21 protein-coding genes and 1 other RNA gene are annotated in these 17,977 nt (G+C 39.8%); 19 read left to right on the top strand and 3 right to left on the bottom strand.

The annotated features are described in order from the left end of the window. Window positions 1–17 precede the first annotated feature (17 nt). Both J2S77_RS01820 and J2S77_RS01825 read left to right on the top strand, forming a co-directional pair. Window positions 18–527, top strand: a complete 510-nt coding sequence (locus tag J2S77_RS01820) for a type 1 glutamine amidotransferase domain-containing protein (protein WP_306974096.1) — start codon at window positions 18–20, stop codon at window positions 525–527. A gap of 49 nt (window positions 528–576) precedes the next feature. Further along, complete coding sequence (locus tag J2S77_RS01825; protein WP_306974097.1) at window positions 577–1,329, top strand: DUF3891 family protein; 753 nt, start codon at window positions 577–579, stop codon at window positions 1,327–1,329. On the opposite strand, the gene J2S77_RS01830 is transcribed toward J2S77_RS01825, so the two are convergent. After that, window positions 1,321–2,604: a glycoside hydrolase family 18 protein gene (locus tag J2S77_RS01830; protein WP_306974099.1), complete on the bottom strand. Its 1,284-nt coding sequence runs from the start codon at window positions 2,602–2,604 to the stop codon at window positions 1,321–1,323. The genes J2S77_RS01825 and J2S77_RS01830 overlap by 9 nt on opposite strands. A gap of 94 nt (window positions 2,605–2,698) precedes the next feature. On the opposite strand from J2S77_RS01830, the gene tadA reads away from it, so the two are divergent. From tadA to J2S77_RS01865, 7 genes are all read left to right on the top strand, one after another. Continuing rightward, window positions 2,699–3,160: a tRNA adenosine(34) deaminase TadA gene (tadA, locus tag J2S77_RS01835; protein WP_306974101.1), complete on the top strand. Its 462-nt coding sequence runs from the start codon at window positions 2,699–2,701 to the stop codon at window positions 3,158–3,160. Window positions 3,161–3,264: 104 nt separating this feature from the next. Then, window positions 3,265–3,532, top strand: an RNA gene (gene ffs, locus J2S77_RS01840) — signal recognition particle sRNA large type. Between the two features lie 145 nt (window positions 3,533–3,677). Beyond that, entirely contained in the window at window positions 3,678–5,408 is a 1,731-nt protein-coding gene (gene dnaX / locus J2S77_RS01845) for a DNA polymerase III subunit gamma/tau (protein WP_306974103.1), read from the top strand. A gap of 12 nt (window positions 5,409–5,420) precedes the next feature. After that, window positions 5,421–5,741 carry a YbaB/EbfC family nucleoid-associated protein gene (locus tag J2S77_RS01850; protein ID WP_306974105.1) on the top strand — a complete coding sequence of 107 codons (321 nt, stop codon included), beginning with the start codon at window positions 5,421–5,423 and terminating at the stop codon, window positions 5,739–5,741. Between the two features lie 15 nt (window positions 5,742–5,756). Then, window positions 5,757–6,353, top strand: coding sequence for a recombination mediator RecR (gene recR / locus J2S77_RS01855; protein ID WP_306974107.1), 597 nt, complete (start codon window positions 5,757–5,759; stop codon window positions 6,351–6,353). A 69-nt stretch (window positions 6,354–6,422) separates the two neighbouring features. After that, window positions 6,423–6,686: a pro-sigmaK processing inhibitor BofA family protein gene (locus tag J2S77_RS01860; protein ID WP_306974110.1), complete on the top strand. Its 264-nt coding sequence runs from the start codon at window positions 6,423–6,425 to the stop codon at window positions 6,684–6,686. A gap of 332 nt (window positions 6,687–7,018) precedes the next feature. Beyond that, on the top strand, window positions 7,019–7,210 hold the full coding sequence (locus tag J2S77_RS01865) for a sigma factor G inhibitor Gin (RefSeq protein WP_167262932.1): 192 nt from the start codon (window positions 7,019–7,021) through the stop codon (window positions 7,208–7,210). 86 nt (window positions 7,211–7,296) lie between these two features. Here J2S77_RS01865 and murB read toward each other — a convergent pair whose 3' ends face one another. After that, window positions 7,297–8,217, bottom strand: coding sequence for a UDP-N-acetylmuramate dehydrogenase (gene murB, locus J2S77_RS01870; RefSeq protein ID WP_306974114.1), 921 nt, complete (start codon window positions 8,215–8,217; stop codon window positions 7,297–7,299). A 178-nt stretch (window positions 8,218–8,395) separates the two neighbouring features. Here murB and J2S77_RS01875 point away from each other — a divergent pair, with 178 nt between their 5' ends. The 9 genes from J2S77_RS01875 (at window position 8,396) to rsmI (ending at window position 15,268) form a co-directional block, all read left to right on the top strand. Beyond that, entirely contained in the window at window positions 8,396–9,829 is a 1,434-nt protein-coding gene (locus J2S77_RS01875; protein ID WP_306974116.1) for an aminotransferase class I/II-fold pyridoxal phosphate-dependent enzyme, read from the top strand. Window positions 9,830–9,841: 12 nt separating this feature from the next. Then, window positions 9,842–10,483, top strand: coding sequence for a dTMP kinase (gene tmk / locus J2S77_RS01880; RefSeq protein WP_306974119.1), 642 nt, complete (start codon window positions 9,842–9,844; stop codon window positions 10,481–10,483). A gap of 78 nt (window positions 10,484–10,561) precedes the next feature. Then, window positions 10,562–10,891 carry a cyclic di-AMP receptor DarA gene (darA, locus tag J2S77_RS01885; RefSeq protein WP_167262924.1) on the top strand — a complete coding sequence of 110 codons (330 nt, stop codon included), beginning with the start codon at window positions 10,562–10,564 and terminating at the stop codon, window positions 10,889–10,891. Window positions 10,892–10,907: 16 nt separating this feature from the next. Next, window positions 10,908–11,348 (top strand): YaaR family protein, encoded by a 441-nt coding sequence (locus tag J2S77_RS01890; protein WP_167262922.1) that lies wholly within the window; start codon window positions 10,908–10,910, stop codon window positions 11,346–11,348. 19 nt (window positions 11,349–11,367) lie between these two features. After that, window positions 11,368–12,360: a DNA polymerase III subunit delta' gene (holB, locus tag J2S77_RS01895; protein ID WP_306974122.1), complete on the top strand. Its 993-nt coding sequence runs from the start codon at window positions 11,368–11,370 to the stop codon at window positions 12,358–12,360. 5 nt (window positions 12,361–12,365) lie between these two features. Further along, the gene (locus tag J2S77_RS01900) at window positions 12,366–13,193 is read left to right on the top strand and encodes a PSP1 domain-containing protein (protein WP_306974124.1); all 828 of its coding nucleotides are present in this window, start codon (window positions 12,366–12,368) and stop codon (window positions 13,191–13,193) included. 13 nt (window positions 13,194–13,206) lie between these two features. Then, window positions 13,207–13,539: a DNA replication initiation control protein YabA gene (gene yabA / locus J2S77_RS01905; protein ID WP_167262917.1), complete on the top strand. Its 333-nt coding sequence runs from the start codon at window positions 13,207–13,209 to the stop codon at window positions 13,537–13,539. Window positions 13,540–13,631: 92 nt separating this feature from the next. Beyond that, window positions 13,632–14,369: a tRNA1(Val) (adenine(37)-N6)-methyltransferase gene (locus J2S77_RS01910; RefSeq protein WP_306974127.1), complete on the top strand. Its 738-nt coding sequence runs from the start codon at window positions 13,632–13,634 to the stop codon at window positions 14,367–14,369. A 17-nt stretch (window positions 14,370–14,386) separates the two neighbouring features. After that, window positions 14,387–15,268, top strand: coding sequence for a 16S rRNA (cytidine(1402)-2'-O)-methyltransferase (gene rsmI / locus J2S77_RS01915; protein WP_306974129.1), 882 nt, complete (start codon window positions 14,387–14,389; stop codon window positions 15,266–15,268). 42 nt (window positions 15,269–15,310) lie between these two features. Here rsmI and abrB read toward each other — a convergent pair whose 3' ends face one another. After that, complete coding sequence (abrB, locus tag J2S77_RS01920; RefSeq protein ID WP_306974132.1) at window positions 15,311–15,586, bottom strand: transition state genes transcriptional regulator AbrB; 276 nt, start codon at window positions 15,584–15,586, stop codon at window positions 15,311–15,313. Between the two features lie 275 nt (window positions 15,587–15,861). Between abrB and metG the strand changes: the two genes are divergently transcribed. After that, window positions 15,862–17,823: a methionine--tRNA ligase gene (gene metG / locus J2S77_RS01925; protein WP_306974134.1), complete on the top strand. Its 1,962-nt coding sequence runs from the start codon at window positions 15,862–15,864 to the stop codon at window positions 17,821–17,823. Window positions 17,824–17,977 lie beyond the last annotated feature (154 nt).

Here is a 17,977-nt window from a genome sequence, read left to right on the forward strand (position 1 = left end):
TCAAGGAGGGGTTCGCTATGTTTAAACGGATTGCGTGTCTCATGACGAATGAATTCGAAGACCGAGAATACACAGACCCAGCCTATGTGTTTCGTGAAGCGGGTCATTCAGTAGAAACGATTGAAAAACTGGGTGGTCAAGTTGTGAAAGGTAAGCGCGGGGAAGTTGAAGTAGCAGTTGATTATGGTATTGATGAAGTTGGTCCAGACCAATTCGATGCCCTATTTATCCCTGGAGGCTTTTCGCCTGATCAACTTCGTGCAGACGACCGATTTGTTCAGTTTGCCAGTCAGTTTATGGATCAAGATAAACCTGTATTTGCGATTTGCCATGGACCACAGTTATTGATCACAGCTAAAACCTTAAAAGACCGTCATGTAACAGGTTATGATTCTATTGTTGTCGACTTAGAAAATGCAGGTGCTATTTACCATGACCAGCCTGTTGTCGTGTGTCATAACCTTGTGACGAGTCGAAAGCCTGATGATATTCCAGATTTTAATCGTGAATCCTTAAAACAGTTATGAGCTAGGTCTATTTAGCTCATAACCTGTCCATAGAAGGTAGGGAGTTAGTATGATTATAACAGAACGTGAAGATTCATTTATCATGATTCGCCAGCATGACCATGCGCTTGTAAGCGGCGAAATAGCGAAACAATGGTTGTCTAAAATTTTCGAAGGAGAAAATTGGCGTGACCAAGTAGAATACGCTGTGTCTCATCATGACTATGCCTGGATTCCCTTAGATGCACAACCCATTTTGAATGACGAAAAAAACCAACCGCATTCATTTATGGATTACCCTGTCAAACCGAAAGTTGATCACTATTCATGGGGAGTCGACCAGGTTCATAAGCACTCAGCATACGCAGCGTTATTATGTAGTTGGCATTATGCGTCATTTTTTGACCAACAATCTGATGATCCGACCATTTCCGAATTTATTACCCGGGAAATGAATCGACAACAATCGATTAAACAGCAGCAATTACCTGATGAATCTGAGCAAGATTTTCATTTTAAGTTACTGCAATTCTGTGATGATTTGTCGCTTTATATGTGCTTAAATGAACCAGGCACACCCAAGCATGAAGAGATTAACATGTTTAAGAACGGTTTTAGACAACAATTTCAAGGCTTGGACGAGCCTATACAAGCAAAATGGTTAGACGAACAACGGATTGCTGTTTCGCCTAACCCATTTAAAGAGTCATTTCATCTGACGATTCCTGTTAAGGAAGTGGATAAAAACTTAATTAACAATCGTGGTCTTCAGCAAGCGTTTGACTTAACGGAATTTGATGAACGCCATATCTATTTAGTTTAATTTTCGAATATTAAATTCATGATCAAGCAATGCCCAGTTCTGAGGGAAAGCTAAACCGAGTTTCCAATAACTAATTCCTCGCAAACCTTTTTCTTTAATAAGATCGAATTTGGCTTGAATACTTCTGGCGTCTTCAAACCATACTTCGTGTTGGTTGCCATCTTCATCCCAATAATAGAAGTAAGGGGCTTGTGCTTCTTCATCGAACTCGATCGCTTGATTGTATTCACGGGCCAGTTGAATGCCTTGATTGGGACTAATGGCTTGGGCAGGGTCGCCGCCTTCTTCATAAGGTAATGTCCAGTCATAGCCATAAGTGTTTTGACCAAGCATAATCTTATCGGCAGGAATTTCAGTTAAAGCGTATTCGACCACATCGGTGACGGGACCAATCGGCGATACAGCCATTGCCGGACCACCACTATAACCCCATTCATACGTCATGAGCACAACGAAATCGACAATGTCACCATGAGCTGCATAATCATGTGCTTCATACCATGCCCCTGTTTGTTCGGCACTTGTTTTTGGCGCAAGTGCTGTTGAAATCATCAAGCCTTCTGGAGATAAACGGTCTTTTGCTGTTTGGAGAAATTGATTATAAGCTTCACGTAAATCTGTTGGCAAGAATTCGAAGTCAAAATGAATATCTTGATACCCAACTTCGTTTGCTGTTGTAATAATTTGGTTAAATAATTCGTCTTGTACTTGCTCATTTGTTAGTATTCTACGGCCAAGCTCCTGGTCAAAGGAACCATCACGTAAATTGGTGATGACCATCATGAGTGCAGTCTGATTCTCGCTAGCAATCTCAGGTAATGGCTCAATTGGCGGTGGCGTTAATGTACCATCATCATTAACTTCATAACTAAATAATCCTAAGTAAGTTAATAATGGTGTGCGGTTGGCTGCAGATTCAATAAGTTGATCACTTACCGTGTCCCCGAACGGTTCGACATAGGCATTAGTGGATATAGTGGTTTTAGGTGCCTGAGGAACAGATAGGACTTGCCCAATCATTAAGGGTTCATTGTAATCCAAATCATTATACTCGGCTAAATCTTCAAACGGGATATTCAGTTTTTGACCAATAGAATAAAAACTATCACCAGCTTGCACCGTATACTCATCAATAGGGATGACGAGTGTTTGCCCGACTACTAAATCATTTGGCGTTTCTAATTGATTAATCATAATCAATTCATCTGCTGATGCTTGATAACGATTGGCGATTGAATATAAGGAATCACCTCGTTCGACTACATGAATTAACATAAACGCACTCCTCTCACTTATTCTTTATGAATTTATGAGAGCTCAATCGTTAATATGCATCCATGCCATGTTATAATGAGATTAGGTGATAAAGATGCAGGAATCATTTATGGATGAAGCGATCGAACAAGCGAAGCAAGCAGAAGCTATTGGAGAAGTGCCGATTGGTGCTGTAATTGTATATGAAGACCAAGTGATTGCTACAGGTTATAATCAACGAGAGACATTGCAATTAAGTGTGGCACATGCTGAAATGTTGGCGATTGAAGCGGCTAATCAGCATGTTGGAAGTTGGCGATTAGAAGATTGTACACTCTATGTCACGTTAGAACCCTGTCCAATGTGTGCAGGAGCGATTGTTCAGTCACGTATTCCTCATGTTGTATATGGTGCGACAGATCCTAAGGCAGGTTGTGCTGGTACGCTTATGAATTTATTAGATGATGATCGGTTTAATCACCGTGCGACTGTTACATCAGGTGTGAAGGAAGCAGAATGTGCGTCGTTATTAACTGATTTTTTCCGTCGATTAAGGAAACAAAAAAAGTCGACATAATTTGTTAACGAATTGGATTTCTTTGTTATTGCAAATTCGATTTAAACGTAATATACTAGTATATGCGCTTTTGAAAAGGCGCTCTATAATTAAATGAACACTTGCCGTGCTAGGTGGGGAGGTAGCGGTGCCCTGTAACCCACAATCCGCTATAGTGGGACTGAATTCCCGTCCGAGGTAAAGTAGCTTTAAGGTCTGACGTCAGTGCATAGTGTTGACGTCTGGGTCCTGTGCAACGAGAACCCGTGAACCCTGTCAGGTCCGGAAGGAAGCAGCAGTAAGCGGCCCCTCTTGTGTGTCGCAGGGCAACCTGGACCGAGCTAGAATCTGACGTAACGCTTATGGGTTACTTTATCGAAGATGGGTGCACGGCGTACATAATGAAGACAACTCACCTGTTAAGCGGGTGAGTTTTTTTAAGATATTACAACGACTACCAAACAATTGTATTACGTTTTGAAATGTCTGAATCGAATCGGTTATAATGGAAGAAGAGAAACTAAAGGAGACTACGTCCATGGCCTATCAAGCATTGTATCGTGTGTGGCGACCACAACAATTTACAGATGTTGTCGGTCAATCGCATATTACTAGAACGCTACAAAATGCGATTCTACAGTCTAAAGTCGCCCATGCTTATTTATTTACAGGACCACGCGGTACAGGTAAAACGAGTGCAGCGAAAATATTTGCCAAAGCAATTAATTGTGAGCACTCCCCTGTTGAGGAACCGTGTGGCGAATGTGATGCATGTCGTGGCATTCAAGAGGGTTCGATTTCAGATATTATAGAAATAGACGCCGCTTCTAATAACGGTGTGGATGATATTCGCGAAATTCGTGATAAGGTAAAGTACGCACCTAGTGCCCTTTCTTATAAAGTGTATATTATTGATGAAGTGCATATGTTATCGACAGGTGCATTCAATGCTTTACTCAAAACCTTAGAAGAGCCACCTGAGCATGTGATGTTTATCTTGGCAACGACTGAACCACATAAGATCCCACTGACGATTATATCGCGTTGCCAGCGCTTTGATTTTAAACGAATTTCACAACAAGCGATTGTCGATCGTTTAAAATTAATCCTCGATGATAGTGATATTCCGTATGATGATCATGCGATTGTTCATGTTGGTCTAACCGCTGAAGGTGGTATGCGTGATGCGTTAAGTATACTTGATCAAGCGATTGCCTATAGTGAAGATGGCCATATTCATATGGATGATGTGTTAGCAGTAACGGGGTCAATTGCCCAAGAACAGTTACTGGCAATGATTGAATCGCTCATTCAACAAGACGGGAAGCAAGCTTTAAGTTTACTCGACCAAATGATTCAAGAAGGAAAAGATCCGAGTCAATTCGTTTTTGATTTCATCAACTTCTTACGTGACTTGTTAATGTACAACAGTGCAGATGGTATGGAAGAAGCGCTCGTTCGTGCGATTCCAAATGAGCAATTCCATCAAGTGCGTCAACAACTGACAGGTTATTGGTTAGAAGAAGCGATTTCAGTCTTAAATCAAACGCAACAAGATATGAAATGGACGAATAGCCCGAAAATTTTAGTTGAAGTGGCGCTGTTAAATATTCGCGAACTACCGAGTGAAGCTGAAGAACAACAGGGAGCTGCCGCATCACCAGAATTATTACAACAGATTGCGAACTTAGAGAAGGAACTAAAGACACTAAAACAACAAGGTGTCTCGCAGGCTAATCAATCACAGGCGCCACAAGAAGCACCTAAGCGCCAACAAACGAACCGTCAGAAGCAATATAAAGTCCCATATGAAAAAGTGCGCCAAACGTTATCGAACGCTACAAAAGATGATATTCAATCGGTTCGTCATAACTGGGCAACTTTTATGGATCAGTTAAAAAAGACAAGTCCACCTGCCCATGCTAAACTAGTCAATAGCGAGCCTAAAGCTGCTTCACCACAATCGCTCATTATAGCGTTTGAATATGAAATTCATTGCAAGCTCATTGAAGAAAACCAAGATATGATTGAAACAGCATTAAGTGAATATATTGGTAAAAGGCTGACAATGATTCCAATTCCAAAAGATGATTGGCAGCCGATTCGAGAGGATTTCTTAAGTCAACAATCAGATGATGAAACAGAAACAGTTGCACCAAAAGAATCAACAGAAAATGAGGAAGGAAGTAACCCAGCTGAAGAGGATCAAGTCATTACCGAAGCCCAACAGTTATTCGGAGATGATTTTGTAGAAGTGAAAGATTCTTAATAAAATATTTGATTGAAAGGGATGGATTATATGAATAATATGATGAAACAAATGCAGAAAATGCAGAAGAAGATGATGAAGGCGCAAGAAGAATTACATGAGATGTCATTTGAAGCGACAGCTGGCGGTGGCATGGTTAAGGTTGTTGCTAATGGTAAAAAAGAAGTTACCGACGTTGAAATTAACGAAGAAGTAGTTGATCCAGATGATGTTGATATGCTTCAGGACTTAATCATTGCAGCAACAAATGATGTCTTGAAGCAAGTAGACGACACAACGAATGAGAAGATGGGACAATTCACGAAAGGTATGAATATGCCGGGAATGTTCTAGGAGGCATGCTAATAAATGTATTATCCAGAACCAATTACGAAACTAATTGATAGTTTCACAAAACTGCCAGGTATAGGTCCAAAAACTGCCGCTCGCCTGGCATTTTTTGTGCTAGAAATGGAAGAAGATGATGTATTAGATTTTGCAAAATCACTCGTTAATGCAAAACGCGAGCTAACACATTGTAGTACGTGTGGTCATATAACGGATCAAGATCCATGTAGTATTTGTAGTGATGAATCGCGTGATGGTTCAGTCATTTGTGTGGTCCAAGATCCAAAAGATGTGATCGCGATGGAAAAAATGAAAGATTTTCAGGGCAAGTACCATGTATTGCACGGAACGATTTCACCAATGGAAGGAATCGGACCAGAAGATATAAACGTATCGACGTTGATTGAACGACTTAAAGATGAGCAGGTAGAAGAATTAATCTTGGCGACGAACCCGAATGTGGAAGGGGAAGCGACGGCGATGTATATATCACGTCTCGTGAAACCATCAGGCATTCGCCTTTCCCGAATTGCGCACGGATTACCTGTCGGAGGCGATTTAGAATACGCTGATGAGGTGACGTTATCGAAAGCGTTAGAAGGACGTCGCGATTTATAATTGAATGGAGTTCTAATCGTGCTAATACGCGCATAGGATTCTACTAGGACAAGCGAAAGGAGTTCTAGTATGGATCCAATTGTCGTGGTATTAGCACTTTTAGCTTTAATTGTTTTATTGTTGTTGTTTGGTGTGCCTGTTAGTATAATGCATTGGTTATCAAAGGGTGTATTTAAAATTGTCATAGGGGCATTGTTTATTTTCATTGCTAATGTGTTTGGCTCAATGTTTGGTTTACATATCCCGATTAATTTATTTACATCTGTTGTTGCAGGATTCTTAGGCGTGATGGGTGTAGGAGCATTAGTGGCCATCCATCTGTTAATCTTATAGAGTTGTTGAAGGTAAAGCGAGTGCAGTATTGCATTCGTTTTATTTTTATAGCTTTGCTAAAGTCCGTTGTTGATATTGTGATCCGCTATCGGTGGACGCTTTCCGTGGGCACGGCTCGAGCCTCCTCGGCCGAAAAGCATGGCCTGTGGGGTCTCGAGACACGTGCTGTTCCCACTGGAGTCGCCACCTTCGCTACTCACAAATCAACAACTAAGTGCTGCATCAATCGAAAATCAACACTATACTTTAACAGCCCTATTTTATAAAAAGTTTCATAGAACATGTATAAGAATCTATTAAGCTGGGGATGATAGGTAGTGGAGGTGGAACCGATGAATCAAATGACCTTTCACTACTGCCAAGTGTGTGACCAATGGAAAGCGCAAGGAATCTATGTTTTAACGAATTTTATTTGTCAGTCATGCGAACGTGCAATTGTTCAAACGAATCCTGAAGAAGAGCAGTATCAATATTACGTTGAGAAAATGAAATCTCGTCCGTTAACGAATCAGATGTTGATGTAATCTCCTCTCCTATTTTTTATAGAATAACGAAAAAGACGCAACGACTATTAACTTAATAGTCGTTGCGTCTTTTAAATTATGAGCGTTTATTCAGGATCTTCTCCGATAATTCGAACTTCTCGTTCAAGGTCAACGCCAAATGTTTCCTTCACTGTATTTTGCACAAGTTCAATAGATTGAATGTAATCCGTTGCCGTTGCGTTATTCTTGTTCACGATAAATCCAGCATGTTTAGTGGACACTTCAGCACCGCCTACACCTTTACCTTGTAAATGACTGTCTTGAATGAGTTTTCCAGCAAAATAACCAGGTGGGCGCTTGAAGACACTGCCACAAGATGGGTATTCTAAAGGTTGCTTGGATTCACGTTTATACGTTAAATCATCTACGACGGCTTTGATGTTATCGTATTGGCCTGGTTTTAAAATGAACAAAGCTTCTAATACGATATAGCCTTTTTCAGGGATGTTGCTGTGGCGATATTGTAGATCAAAGGCATCAGCTGAAAGGGTCAGTAAGTTACCATCAGGGTCCACGACAACGGCTTCTTTTAAGACGTCTTTAATCTCGCCTCCATATGCGCCAGCATTCATGAATAGCGCTCCTCCGACTGTGCCGGGAATTCCGCAAGCGAACTCTAATCCCGTTAATTGCTCGTCTAATGCGCGATAGGAGACATCAATGATTCGGGCACCGCTTTGTGCAATCATTTCATTTCCTTCGACTTTAATGTCTTTTAATTCCTTTAGGCTTAAGATAATCCCCCGAATGCCACCGTCTTTGACGATTAAATTTGAACCATTACCGAGAAGGGTGAATGGAAGTTGTTCACGGTTAGCTAATTTCACCACTTCTTGGACGGCCTCGTAGGATGAAGGCGTGACGAAGTAGTCAGCTGCGCCACCAAGTTTAGTATACGTATGGTTTCTTAAGGGTTCGTTAATCATGATATGGTCATCATCAAGTATTTGTTGTAATTGTTGTTCGATCGATGCATTAGTTGCCATGCAGTTCATCACCTCAACGCTTTAATTTTACGCGTATGAATGGTTTGTTATAGACGCGTCAGTTTATATATTATTCTTATTATAACACGAAATGAATATTTACCGTTTGATGCAATGTGTTTTAAGACTTTTTTCGTGTAAAATAGGGTTATCAACGAATGAAGATTAGGTGATTAAATTGGATCAAAGCCAGAAACCGCTTGTTGAAGCTTTAAAAGAGCATATTAGTAAATCACCGCACTCCTATCATGTCCCGGGGCATAAAAATGGGCAGTTATTTCCGGATGAGTTTGCTGATTGGCATCCATTCTTAGCTTATGATGTGACGGAATTACCTGGTTTAGATGATTTACATGAACCGAGTGGAGCTATTGCTCAGGCACAACAATTAGCGGCTCATTACTATGGTGTGGATGAGACGTACTTCTTGGTGAACGGAACAACAGCTGGGAATTTGGCGATGATTATGGCGACTTGTGAAGCGGGTGATCACGTATTAGTTCAGCGCAATAGCCATAAATCCATCATGCATGCGCTTCATTTGGTAGGAGCGAGGCCGATATTTGTGACGCCAGATTTTGATCAATCAACGGGCCGATTTAGTTTATTACGTGCTGAGGTAATGGCTGAGGCTATAAATAGCTATCCAAGTATTAAAGCAGTTGTGTTAACGTATCCTGATTATTTCGGGGCGACGTATGATTTAGAATCAATAGTAACGGAAGCGCACGCTCATCAGATTCCTGTTTTAATAGATGAAGCACATGGAGCCCATTTTAATGTAAGTGATGCCTTTCCGAAATCTGCGGTTGATTGTGGAGCGGATGTTGTCGTTCAGTCAGCCCATAAGACACTGCCAGCCCTTACGATGTGTTCATTCTTACATTTGCAGTCAGCTTATGTGTCAGCTGATCTGTTAAAATATTATTTACAAGTGTTTCAATCAAGTAGTCCATCTTATTTAATTATGATGAGCTTAGATCTAGCTCGTTATACAGTTGCGAATCTACATAAGGAAGACTTGAAGAAGACGCTTGATTGGATAGAAAAGTTTAACAAGGCGATTAATCAGCTCGATGGTTTTCAAGTGTCAGAAGTTCGTAAACGTGCTGATGATCCTTTAAAAACGATCATAACGTCCGATCGTTATAACTTACACGATGTGTTAATGTGGCTACATGAGAATGGAATTGACGCTGAATTGGTCAGTGAGCAACAGCTATTATTAATTCATGGCTTAAATTCAGACGATGAATCGTGGAGTGAGCGAATACGAGCTACGATGGATTGTTTGAAAGGCATTCCATTTAAGCAAAACCATGATAAAATAGAAACTAATATCTCATTTCAAAGCGGTATTGTTCGTTTGCCATATTCTTATAAAGATTTAGCGCAATTCAGCCAAGAATCTATTGATTTTCAAGAAGCAGTTGGTCGGATTGCTGCTGAGTCGATTACCCCTTACCCGCCAGGTATTCCTGTCATCGTAGAAGGGGAAATCATTACGGATGAAGCGGTAGAAATGATTGAACAAGCAAAAGCTGAAACTGTCCATATTCAAAAGACAGGTTCTTCTAGTCATACACAGATTAAGGTTTATTCTATAGAGTAAAGGAAGAGTGTTGTGAGCGGATTATTTATTACATTTGAAGGTGGAGAAGGCGCTGGTAAATCAACAGTGATTCAATATATTGCGGATCAACTTGAGCATAAAGGGTATCAAGTATTAATGACACGGGAACCAGGCGGCATTGATATTGCTGAGAAGATTCGTCAAGTGATTTTAGACCCTGGCCATACGGCGATGGATTCACGAACAGAAGCTCTATTGTATGCAGCTGCACGTCGTCAACATTTAGTAGAAAAGGTTATTCCTGCCTTAGAAGATGGTCAGGTCGTTTTATGTGACCGTTTTGTTGATAGTAGCTTAGCTTATCAAGGCTATGCTCGCGGTTTAGGAATTGACGATGTGTATGACATTAATAAATTTGCGATTGAAGATTGTATGCCGGATTTAACGATTTTATTTGATCTCGATCCTCAAGTCGGATTAAATCGGATCCAAGATAATGATCAACGTGAGAAAAATCGTCTTGATTTAGAGAAGCTTGATTTCCACCAAAAAGTAAAAGAAGCCTATGATCTATTAAAGGAACGTTTTTCTGATCGCATTAAAAGTATTGATGCTCATCAACCGATTGAGGCGGTTCAACAGGCGTGCGAGGCGACTGTAGATCAATATTTAGATCATCGATTTGAAAAATAATGCTTTATGAGTGCTAAATTGTCAAAAAACTTGTTATAATAGTAATTAAGTATAGAGTTCGTTAAGAGGAGGATAAGGATGAAACTAATCCTTGCGATTGTACAAGATAAGGATGCTAACCGCTTGGCAGATGCGTTGGCAGACAATGATTATCAATCAACTAAGTTATCATCGAGTGGCGGTTTTCTAAAGGAAGGTAACACAACCTTAATGATTGGTGTTCACGAAGACCATGTTGATCACGCGTTAGAAATCATTGAAGATAATTGTAGTCACCGTGACCAAATGGTAGCTCCCATTTCACCAATGGGTGGTAATGCAGACTCTTATATTCCGAAACCAGTCAAGGTCGAAGTAGGCGGCGCAACCGTCTTTGTATTACCTGTTGACGCCTTCCATCAATTTTAAGCAGGAGTGACTGATTGTGAAAGTAACTCAAGAAATGCGTGCGCAATTAGAGGCCACGCAGCAAAAACAACCCAAACAAATGAATATGAAATCGTCATTCCAAAGTGTGGTCGGACAAGAAGCTCAGAAAATGAAAGAATCTGAGTTAAACCGCTTGCTAGGTGATTTAACCAAGCAAGGTGAGAAAGTGGCGAAATTTCGTTCTTTTCCTGACCTAGGCAAATACAAACAAATGGTTCGTCAATTCATCCAGGAAGCGACTAATTATGGTTTAGAGCTTGAACAGTCGCGGAAGTGGGATTTAAATGGTGGGAACCAGACGTTATCAATTGTTAAACAAGTCGATGAAAAATTGGTCAAACTTACGGATGATGTATTAGATCAAGAGAAAAGCTCCATAGATGTATTAGATGATATTGGTGAAATTAAAGGACTTCTTATGAATTTATATGCTTAAATAGAACAGGATGACGTTAATGGAAACGTGGACACAGTTACAAGAATTACAACCTGTGGCAACTCGTATGTTACAAAACAGTATTGTTAAAAATAGAATGGCACACGCTTATTTATTCCATGGGCCAAAGGGGACTGGCAAACAAAACGCCAGTCTTTTATTTGCGATGCGGTCGTTTTGTGAAGAGGTAGATCCAGAATCGAGTGAGCCTTGTGGGGAATGTCGGTCATGTAAACGAATTAAATCAGGCAATCATCCTGATGTCCACTGGCTTGAACCAGAAGGTCAATCAATTAAAAAAGAACAAATTGAATTTCTGCAAAAGGAATTTACATACACAGGTCTAGAATCCAATCAAAAAGTCTATATCCTATCAGAAGCTGACAAAATGACAACTAATGCAGCTAATCGCTTATTGAAATTCTTAGAAGAACCAAGCCAACAAACGGTAGCGATTTTAATGACCGAGAATGTGGGCTCTGTACTGAATACAATTTTGTCACGTTGTCAACGTATACAATTCCATGCTTTGAATCAAAATGATTTAACGCAGCAATTTATCGAACAAGGTATACCTGAGTCGACGTCACAAATTTATGCAGCTCTTAATTTTGATCTAAATGAAGCCATAACATATGAAGAGGATAGTTGGTTTGCCGAAGCGCGAAAAATAGTGATACAATTGATAGATAAAGTCATGAATCCTAAAGAAGAAGGATATCTGTTCCTCCATCAAGTGTGGCTACAACATTTCCAGGAACGCCACCAACACGAGCTAGGAATAGATTTACTAATATTATGGTATCAAGATATTATTTCATACCATTTAGAACGACAAGATCGTATCGTTTTAATTGATCAAAATGACCGATTAAAGCAATTTCAATATACGATGACATTACATGAAGCCAAAGCGTGTGTATATGAATTGCTTCAAACGAAACGTAGGTTAGCCTACAATGTTCACAATACACTTGCAATGGAACATTTAGTCCTTCAATTGCAGAGGTGATAAACGTGATAGAAATTATTGGTGTCCGCTTTAAACAAGTGGGTAAAATATATTATTTTGATCCAGGGGAGCTACAATTAACAACTGAAGATTATGTCATTGTTGAAACGGCTCGCGGGATCGAGTTTGGTCGCGTTGTGATTTCAAATCGTCAAGTTGATGAAGAAGATGTCGTCTTACCACTTAAGAAAGTGATTCGGGTAGCAGACGACAAAGATAAATTGACGGTGACTGAAAACAATGAATTAACAACACAAGCGATTAACGAATGTTCGAGAAAGATTAAAGAGCATCAATTAGATATGAATTTGGTTGATGCAGAGTATACGTTTGACCGTAATAAAATTATTTTTTACTTTACGGCAGATGGACGTGTGGACTTCCGTCATTTAGTGAAAGATTTAGCTTCAGTATTTAAGACACGAATTGAATTACGTCAAATTGGTGTACGTGATGAAGCTAAGATGTTAGGTGGAATCGGACCTTGTGGACGCATGCTTTGCTGTTCTACGTTCTTAGGTGATTTTGAACCTGTCTCAATTAAAATGGCGAAAGATCAAAACTTATCATTAAATCCAGCTAAGATTTCTGGATTATGTGGCCGCTTGATGTGCTGCTTAAAATATGAGAATGATATGTACGAAGAAGCTAAGCAAGAGTTGCCTGATATTGGTGAAAGCTTAACAACTTCTAATGGATCTGGTAAGGTTGTCGGCTTGAATATGTTAGAGCGTCTTGTGCAAGTTGAGTTAACAGAAATGGAACGCACAGTTGAATATACAGTTGATGAATTAATTGATGAAGGCGCCATTAAAGTGCCAGCAACAGAGTAATGAGGTGGATGTTGTGAACAAAAAGGAAGTGTTAGAGCGTTTTTCTCATTTAGAAAAACAGTTTGAAGAATTACAGCAGGATTTTTCGTTGTTGAAAAACGATCTCGTTCAACTAATGGAAGAAAATCATCAATTATCGCATGAAAACCATCACTTGCGTCAGCGTGTAGACGATTTAACACAGGATGAACCCGCTAAACATGAACATAAAGCAGCCAAGCGAGTTGGCGAAGGTTATGACAATTTGGCGCGAATTTATGAAGAAGGCTTCCATATTTGTCACGTCTATTTCGGAACACCAAGAGAAGAAGAAGATTGTATGTTTTGCTTGAAGTTTTTTAACTAGATAGGTTTCCTGAACATCCTTTACTGCTATGAGTAGTAAAGGATGTTTATTGTTAGCGTGTTTGTGATTATTAGAAGAGAGGTTTAAAGGGTATGGTAGAATTAAAAGGTGATGAACGAATTGACTTCTTATTTACCGATGATGAGCGGCAAGTGATTCAAAGCCCATCAGCGTTCGCATTCTCAGCTGATGCCGTCTTGTTAGCGGATTTCACGTATTTACCGATTAAACGTGGTCGTGTCATGGATTTGTGTACAGGTAATGGCGTTATCCCGTTGTATCTATCTAAGCGTTCGAATGCGTCAATCTATGGTGTTGAAATTCAAGAACGTTTGTATGATATGGCGTTACGTAATGTTAAACTTAACGAACTAGAAGATCATATCGAAATGATTCATGGTGACCTTCGTGAAGTATCGAAACAGTATAATCAACAGTTCGATGTTGTGACGTGTAATCCGCCATACTTTAAAACGGCTTCGAAAGAGAAACAAAACAATAATGATTATTTAACAATCGCACGACATGAGATTTATGGTGGGTTAACAGATGTGTTACAAGCCTGTAGTCGACTAGTCAAATCAGGAGGCAAAGTTTCGATGGTTCATCGCCCTAATCGTTTAGTTGAAATCATGACCTTAGCTGAAACCTATAAACTAGCGATCAAACGACTAAAATTCGTCCATGCCAAACCAAGTCGAGATGCGACAATGGTATTAATCGAGTTCTTAAAAGATGGGAAATCAGATATTAAAGTCGAGCCACCGTTTTATATTCATCAGGAAAATGGAGCATACACAGATGCGATGAAGGCGATTTTACATGGGTAGAAAGGAAGAATTCTCACATGGTTCACATTCAAAAGAGTTTCAGTAAAAATCAGAGCCCGACTTTATACATCGTCCCAACACCGATTGGGAATTTAGATGATATGACATTTCGAGCGGTGGACGTCTTAAAACAAGTCGATTTAATTGCTTGTGAAGATACACGGCAAACGAAAAAACTATTAAACCATTTTGAAATAGAAAAATCATTAGTCAGTTTCCATGAACATAGTGAGGAAGCGAAGCGGGCAAGTTTGATTGATGATTTACGTGAGGGGAAATCAATCGCTTTAGTGAGTGATGCTGGCATGCCGCTTATTTCGGATCCAGGCTATACGTTAGTGCGAGATGCTCGCGAAGAAGGGCTTCATGTCGTTGTGTTACCAGGTGCGAATGCAGCTTTAACCGCTTTAGTTGGATCAGGATTACCAACTGATGCTTTTACGTTTGCTGGATTTTTGCCGAAGAAAGATCAAGATCTACGAAATCGTTTAAAGGAATTAGACCGGACAGGCCATACTTTAATTTTCTACGAGTCTCCTTACCGTGTAAAGCAAACCTTAAAACGAATGAATGATGTATATCAATCGTCTCGCCGAGTAACACTGGCTAGAGAGTTAACTAAAACGTTTGAGGAATATGTGTCTGGAACTATTGAGGAAGTTTATGAGTGGGCTTGTTCAAATGATGCTACTATACGTGGTGAATTTTGCATCACTGTAGAACCAGCTGATCATACAGAAGAGGAAGAAGATCATTGGTGGGCATCATGGTCAGTGATTGAACATGTTGATTATTATAAGTCAAAAGAAGATATCAAAACGAAAGCAGCGGTCAAAAAAGTGGCCTTAGATCGTGGTGTTTCGAGTCGTGATATTTATGATGCTTATCATGAGTCCTAAACATAGAAAAAAAGCGGGGCATCATAACCCCGCTTTCTCACATTAATCCATTTTCTTTTGGATTTCATTAATTAATTGTTGTGCGCCTTCTTTACTTAGAACGATGTTTCCGTCGCCAACTGTGATGTTGTCGTTAGAAACCTCTCCAGTAATTTGGCAAGCCATATTAGGTTGGTATTTCTTAAGCACAATTTGATCGTCGTCAACGTAAATCTCAAGAGCGTCTTTAACGTTGATATCTAATGTACGACGAAGTTCAATTGGAATAACTACTCGTCCTAATTCATCGACTTTTCTGACAATACCAGTTGATTTCATTTTGTTTCTCCCCTCTCGATCATAATTTCGCTATCTTTCGAGACTAAATTTACCACTCTTTGTATGTATAGTCAATTAATTAAAGTATATTTACTAGTAAAGTGTTTCAAATTGAAACAACATACATCAATGGTGTAGATGTGTCATAAAGAAATAGGATGTACAATGAAAAACAATGGAAATTAACGCTTAAAATCGTTACAATAGAACCTAACTGAATATGATGGTATTCATATATAACAAACGTGATATTAATTTATATAGGAGGTTTCTTAATGCCTGAGGAGAAGAATACGTTTTATATTACAACACCTATTTACTACCCAAGTGGCAACTTACATATTGGCCATGCGTATACAACGGTTGCAGGTGATGCGATGGCTCGGTATAAACGATTAAGAGGCTATGATGTCATGTACTTAACAGGTACTGACGAACATGGTCAAAAAATTCAACGCAAAGCGGAAGAAGAGGGAACTTCTCCGAAAGAATATGTGGATGGCATCGTGAGTGGCATTCAATACTTATGGGACAAGCTTGATATTTCTCATGATGACTTCATTCGAACAACTGAAGATCGTCATAAAGTCATTGTTGAGAAAATCTTTGACCAACTCGTCCAACAAGGTGATATCTATTTAGATGAGTATGAAGGTTGGTATTGCACCCCTTGTGAGTCATTCTTTACCGACCGTCAATTAGATGATGGCCACTGCCCTGATTGTGGTCGTCCTGTTGAGCGAGTTAAAGAAGAATCGTATTTCTTTAAGATGAGTAAGTATGTTGATCGTTTAGTACAGTTTTACGAAGACAACCCAGGCTTTATCCAGCCAGAATCACGTAAAAATGAGATGTTAAGTAATTTTATTGAACCAGGATTAGAAGATTTAGCCGTATCACGGACGACATTTGAATGGGGTGTGAAAGTCCCTAGTGATCCTAAGCACGTGATCTATGTTTGGATTGATGCATTATCCAACTACATTACAGCTTTAGGCTACGGAACAGATAACGACGAACGCTATCAAAAGTATTGGCCAGCGGATGTGCATTTAGTTGGTAAGGAGATTGTTCGTTTCCATACAATTTATTGGCCAATCATGCTTATGGCTCTTGATTTGCCACTTCCAAAGAAAGTTTTTGCTCATGGCTGGTTACTCATGAAAGATGGCAAAATGTCTAAATCAAAAGGTAACGTCGTCGACCCAGTTGATTTAATTGATCGTTATGGGTTAGATGCGCTACGTTATTACTTATTACGTGAAGTACCGTTTGGTTCTGATGGTGTCTTCACGCCAGAAGCGTTCGTGGAGCGTTCAAATTATGATTTAGCCAATGACCTAGGTAACTTATTAAATCGTACGGTAGCGATGATTAATAAATATTTCGACGGTCAAGTGCCAGCGATCACTTTAAATGAAACAAGTTATGATACAGACTTAGTGAAAATAGCGACGGAAACGAAACAAAAAGTAGAAGAAGCAATGGATGAGATGGAATTCTCAGTTGCACTTTCAACATTATGGCAATTTATCAGTCGCACGAATAAATATATCGATGAGAATGAGCCTTGGGTATTAGCTAAGGATGAAGCACAACGCGATCGTTTAGGAAATGTGATGGCTCATTTAGTCGAGTCTCTTCGCAAGATTGCTATTATGCTTAAACCTTTCTTAACGTCTACACCTAAGAATATATTGGATCAGCTTGGCATTCAAGATGAGGCGTTACAAACATGGGATAGCATTGCTGAGCATGATCTTGTCCAAAACGCACAAGTCGTGAAAAAAGGAACACCAATCTTCCCTCGTCTTGACACTGAAGAAGAAGTTCAGGCGATTGTAGATATGATGACGAAGAACTCACCAAAACCAGCTGAAGAAACAGAAAATGAAAGTGAAGACCAAGCCGAAGAAGTCACCATTGATGATTTCTTTAAGATTGATTTCCGCGTTGGTGAAGTCATTCATGTGGAACAAGTTCCGAAGACAGATAAACTATTAAAGATTCAACTTGATTTAGGCTACGAGAAGCGTCAAGTTGTTTCAGGTATTGCAGAGCATTATGGTGAGCAAGATCTAATCGGCCGAAAAGTAATTTGTGTGAGCAACTTAAAACCAGCGAAACTTCGCGGTGAATTATCAGAAGGTATGATTCTAGCCGGAGAAGATGACAATGGTCATTTAAGCCTCGCAACAATCGATCAAACCTTACCAAACGGAACACAAATTAATTAAAAGATAAGGATTGTTAAGGTTAAGTGTTGATTTTCTAAACATGAAGCACTGAGTTGTTATATTGTGAGTAGCGAAGGTGGCGACTCCAGTGGGAACAGCACGAGTCTCGAGACCCCGCAGGAAGTGCTTTTCTTCCGAGGAGGCTCGAGCCGTG

This window comes from Alkalibacillus salilacus (genome assembly GCF_030812915.1).
GTDB lineage: Bacteria > Bacillota > Bacilli > Bacillales > Alkalibacillaceae > Alkalibacillus > Alkalibacillus salilacus.

Coding starts and splice junctions, on each gene's coding strand:
- J2S77_RS01820 (WP_306974096.1), top strand. CDS start 18: ATGTTTAAACGGATTGCGTGTCTCATGACGAATGAATTCGAAGACCGA.
- J2S77_RS01825 (WP_306974097.1), top strand. CDS start 577: ATGATTATAACAGAACGTGAAGATTCATTTATCATGATTCGCCAGCAT.
- J2S77_RS01830 (WP_306974099.1), bottom strand. CDS start 2,604: ATGTTAATTCATGTAGTCGAACGAGGTGATTCCTTATATTCAATCGCC.
- tadA (WP_306974101.1), top strand. CDS start 2,699: ATGCAGGAATCATTTATGGATGAAGCGATCGAACAAGCGAAGCAAGCA.
- dnaX (WP_306974103.1), top strand. CDS start 3,678: ATGGCCTATCAAGCATTGTATCGTGTGTGGCGACCACAACAATTTACA.
- recR (WP_306974107.1), top strand. CDS start 5,757: ATGTATTATCCAGAACCAATTACGAAACTAATTGATAGTTTCACAAAA.
- J2S77_RS01860 (WP_306974110.1), top strand. CDS start 6,423: ATGGATCCAATTGTCGTGGTATTAGCACTTTTAGCTTTAATTGTTTTA.
- J2S77_RS01865 (WP_167262932.1), top strand. CDS start 7,019: ATGAATCAAATGACCTTTCACTACTGCCAAGTGTGTGACCAATGGAAA.
- murB (WP_306974114.1), bottom strand. CDS start 8,217: ATGGCAACTAATGCATCGATCGAACAACAATTACAACAAATACTTGAT.
- darA (WP_167262924.1), top strand. CDS start 10,562: ATGAAACTAATCCTTGCGATTGTACAAGATAAGGATGCTAACCGCTTG.
- holB (WP_306974122.1), top strand. CDS start 11,368: ATGGAAACGTGGACACAGTTACAAGAATTACAACCTGTGGCAACTCGT.
- J2S77_RS01910 (WP_306974127.1), top strand. CDS start 13,632: ATGGTAGAATTAAAAGGTGATGAACGAATTGACTTCTTATTTACCGAT.
- rsmI (WP_306974129.1), top strand. CDS start 14,387: ATGGTTCACATTCAAAAGAGTTTCAGTAAAAATCAGAGCCCGACTTTA.
- abrB (WP_306974132.1), bottom strand. CDS start 15,586: ATGAAATCAACTGGTATTGTCAGAAAAGTCGATGAATTAGGACGAGTA.
- metG (WP_306974134.1), top strand. CDS start 15,862: ATGCCTGAGGAGAAGAATACGTTTTATATTACAACACCTATTTACTAC.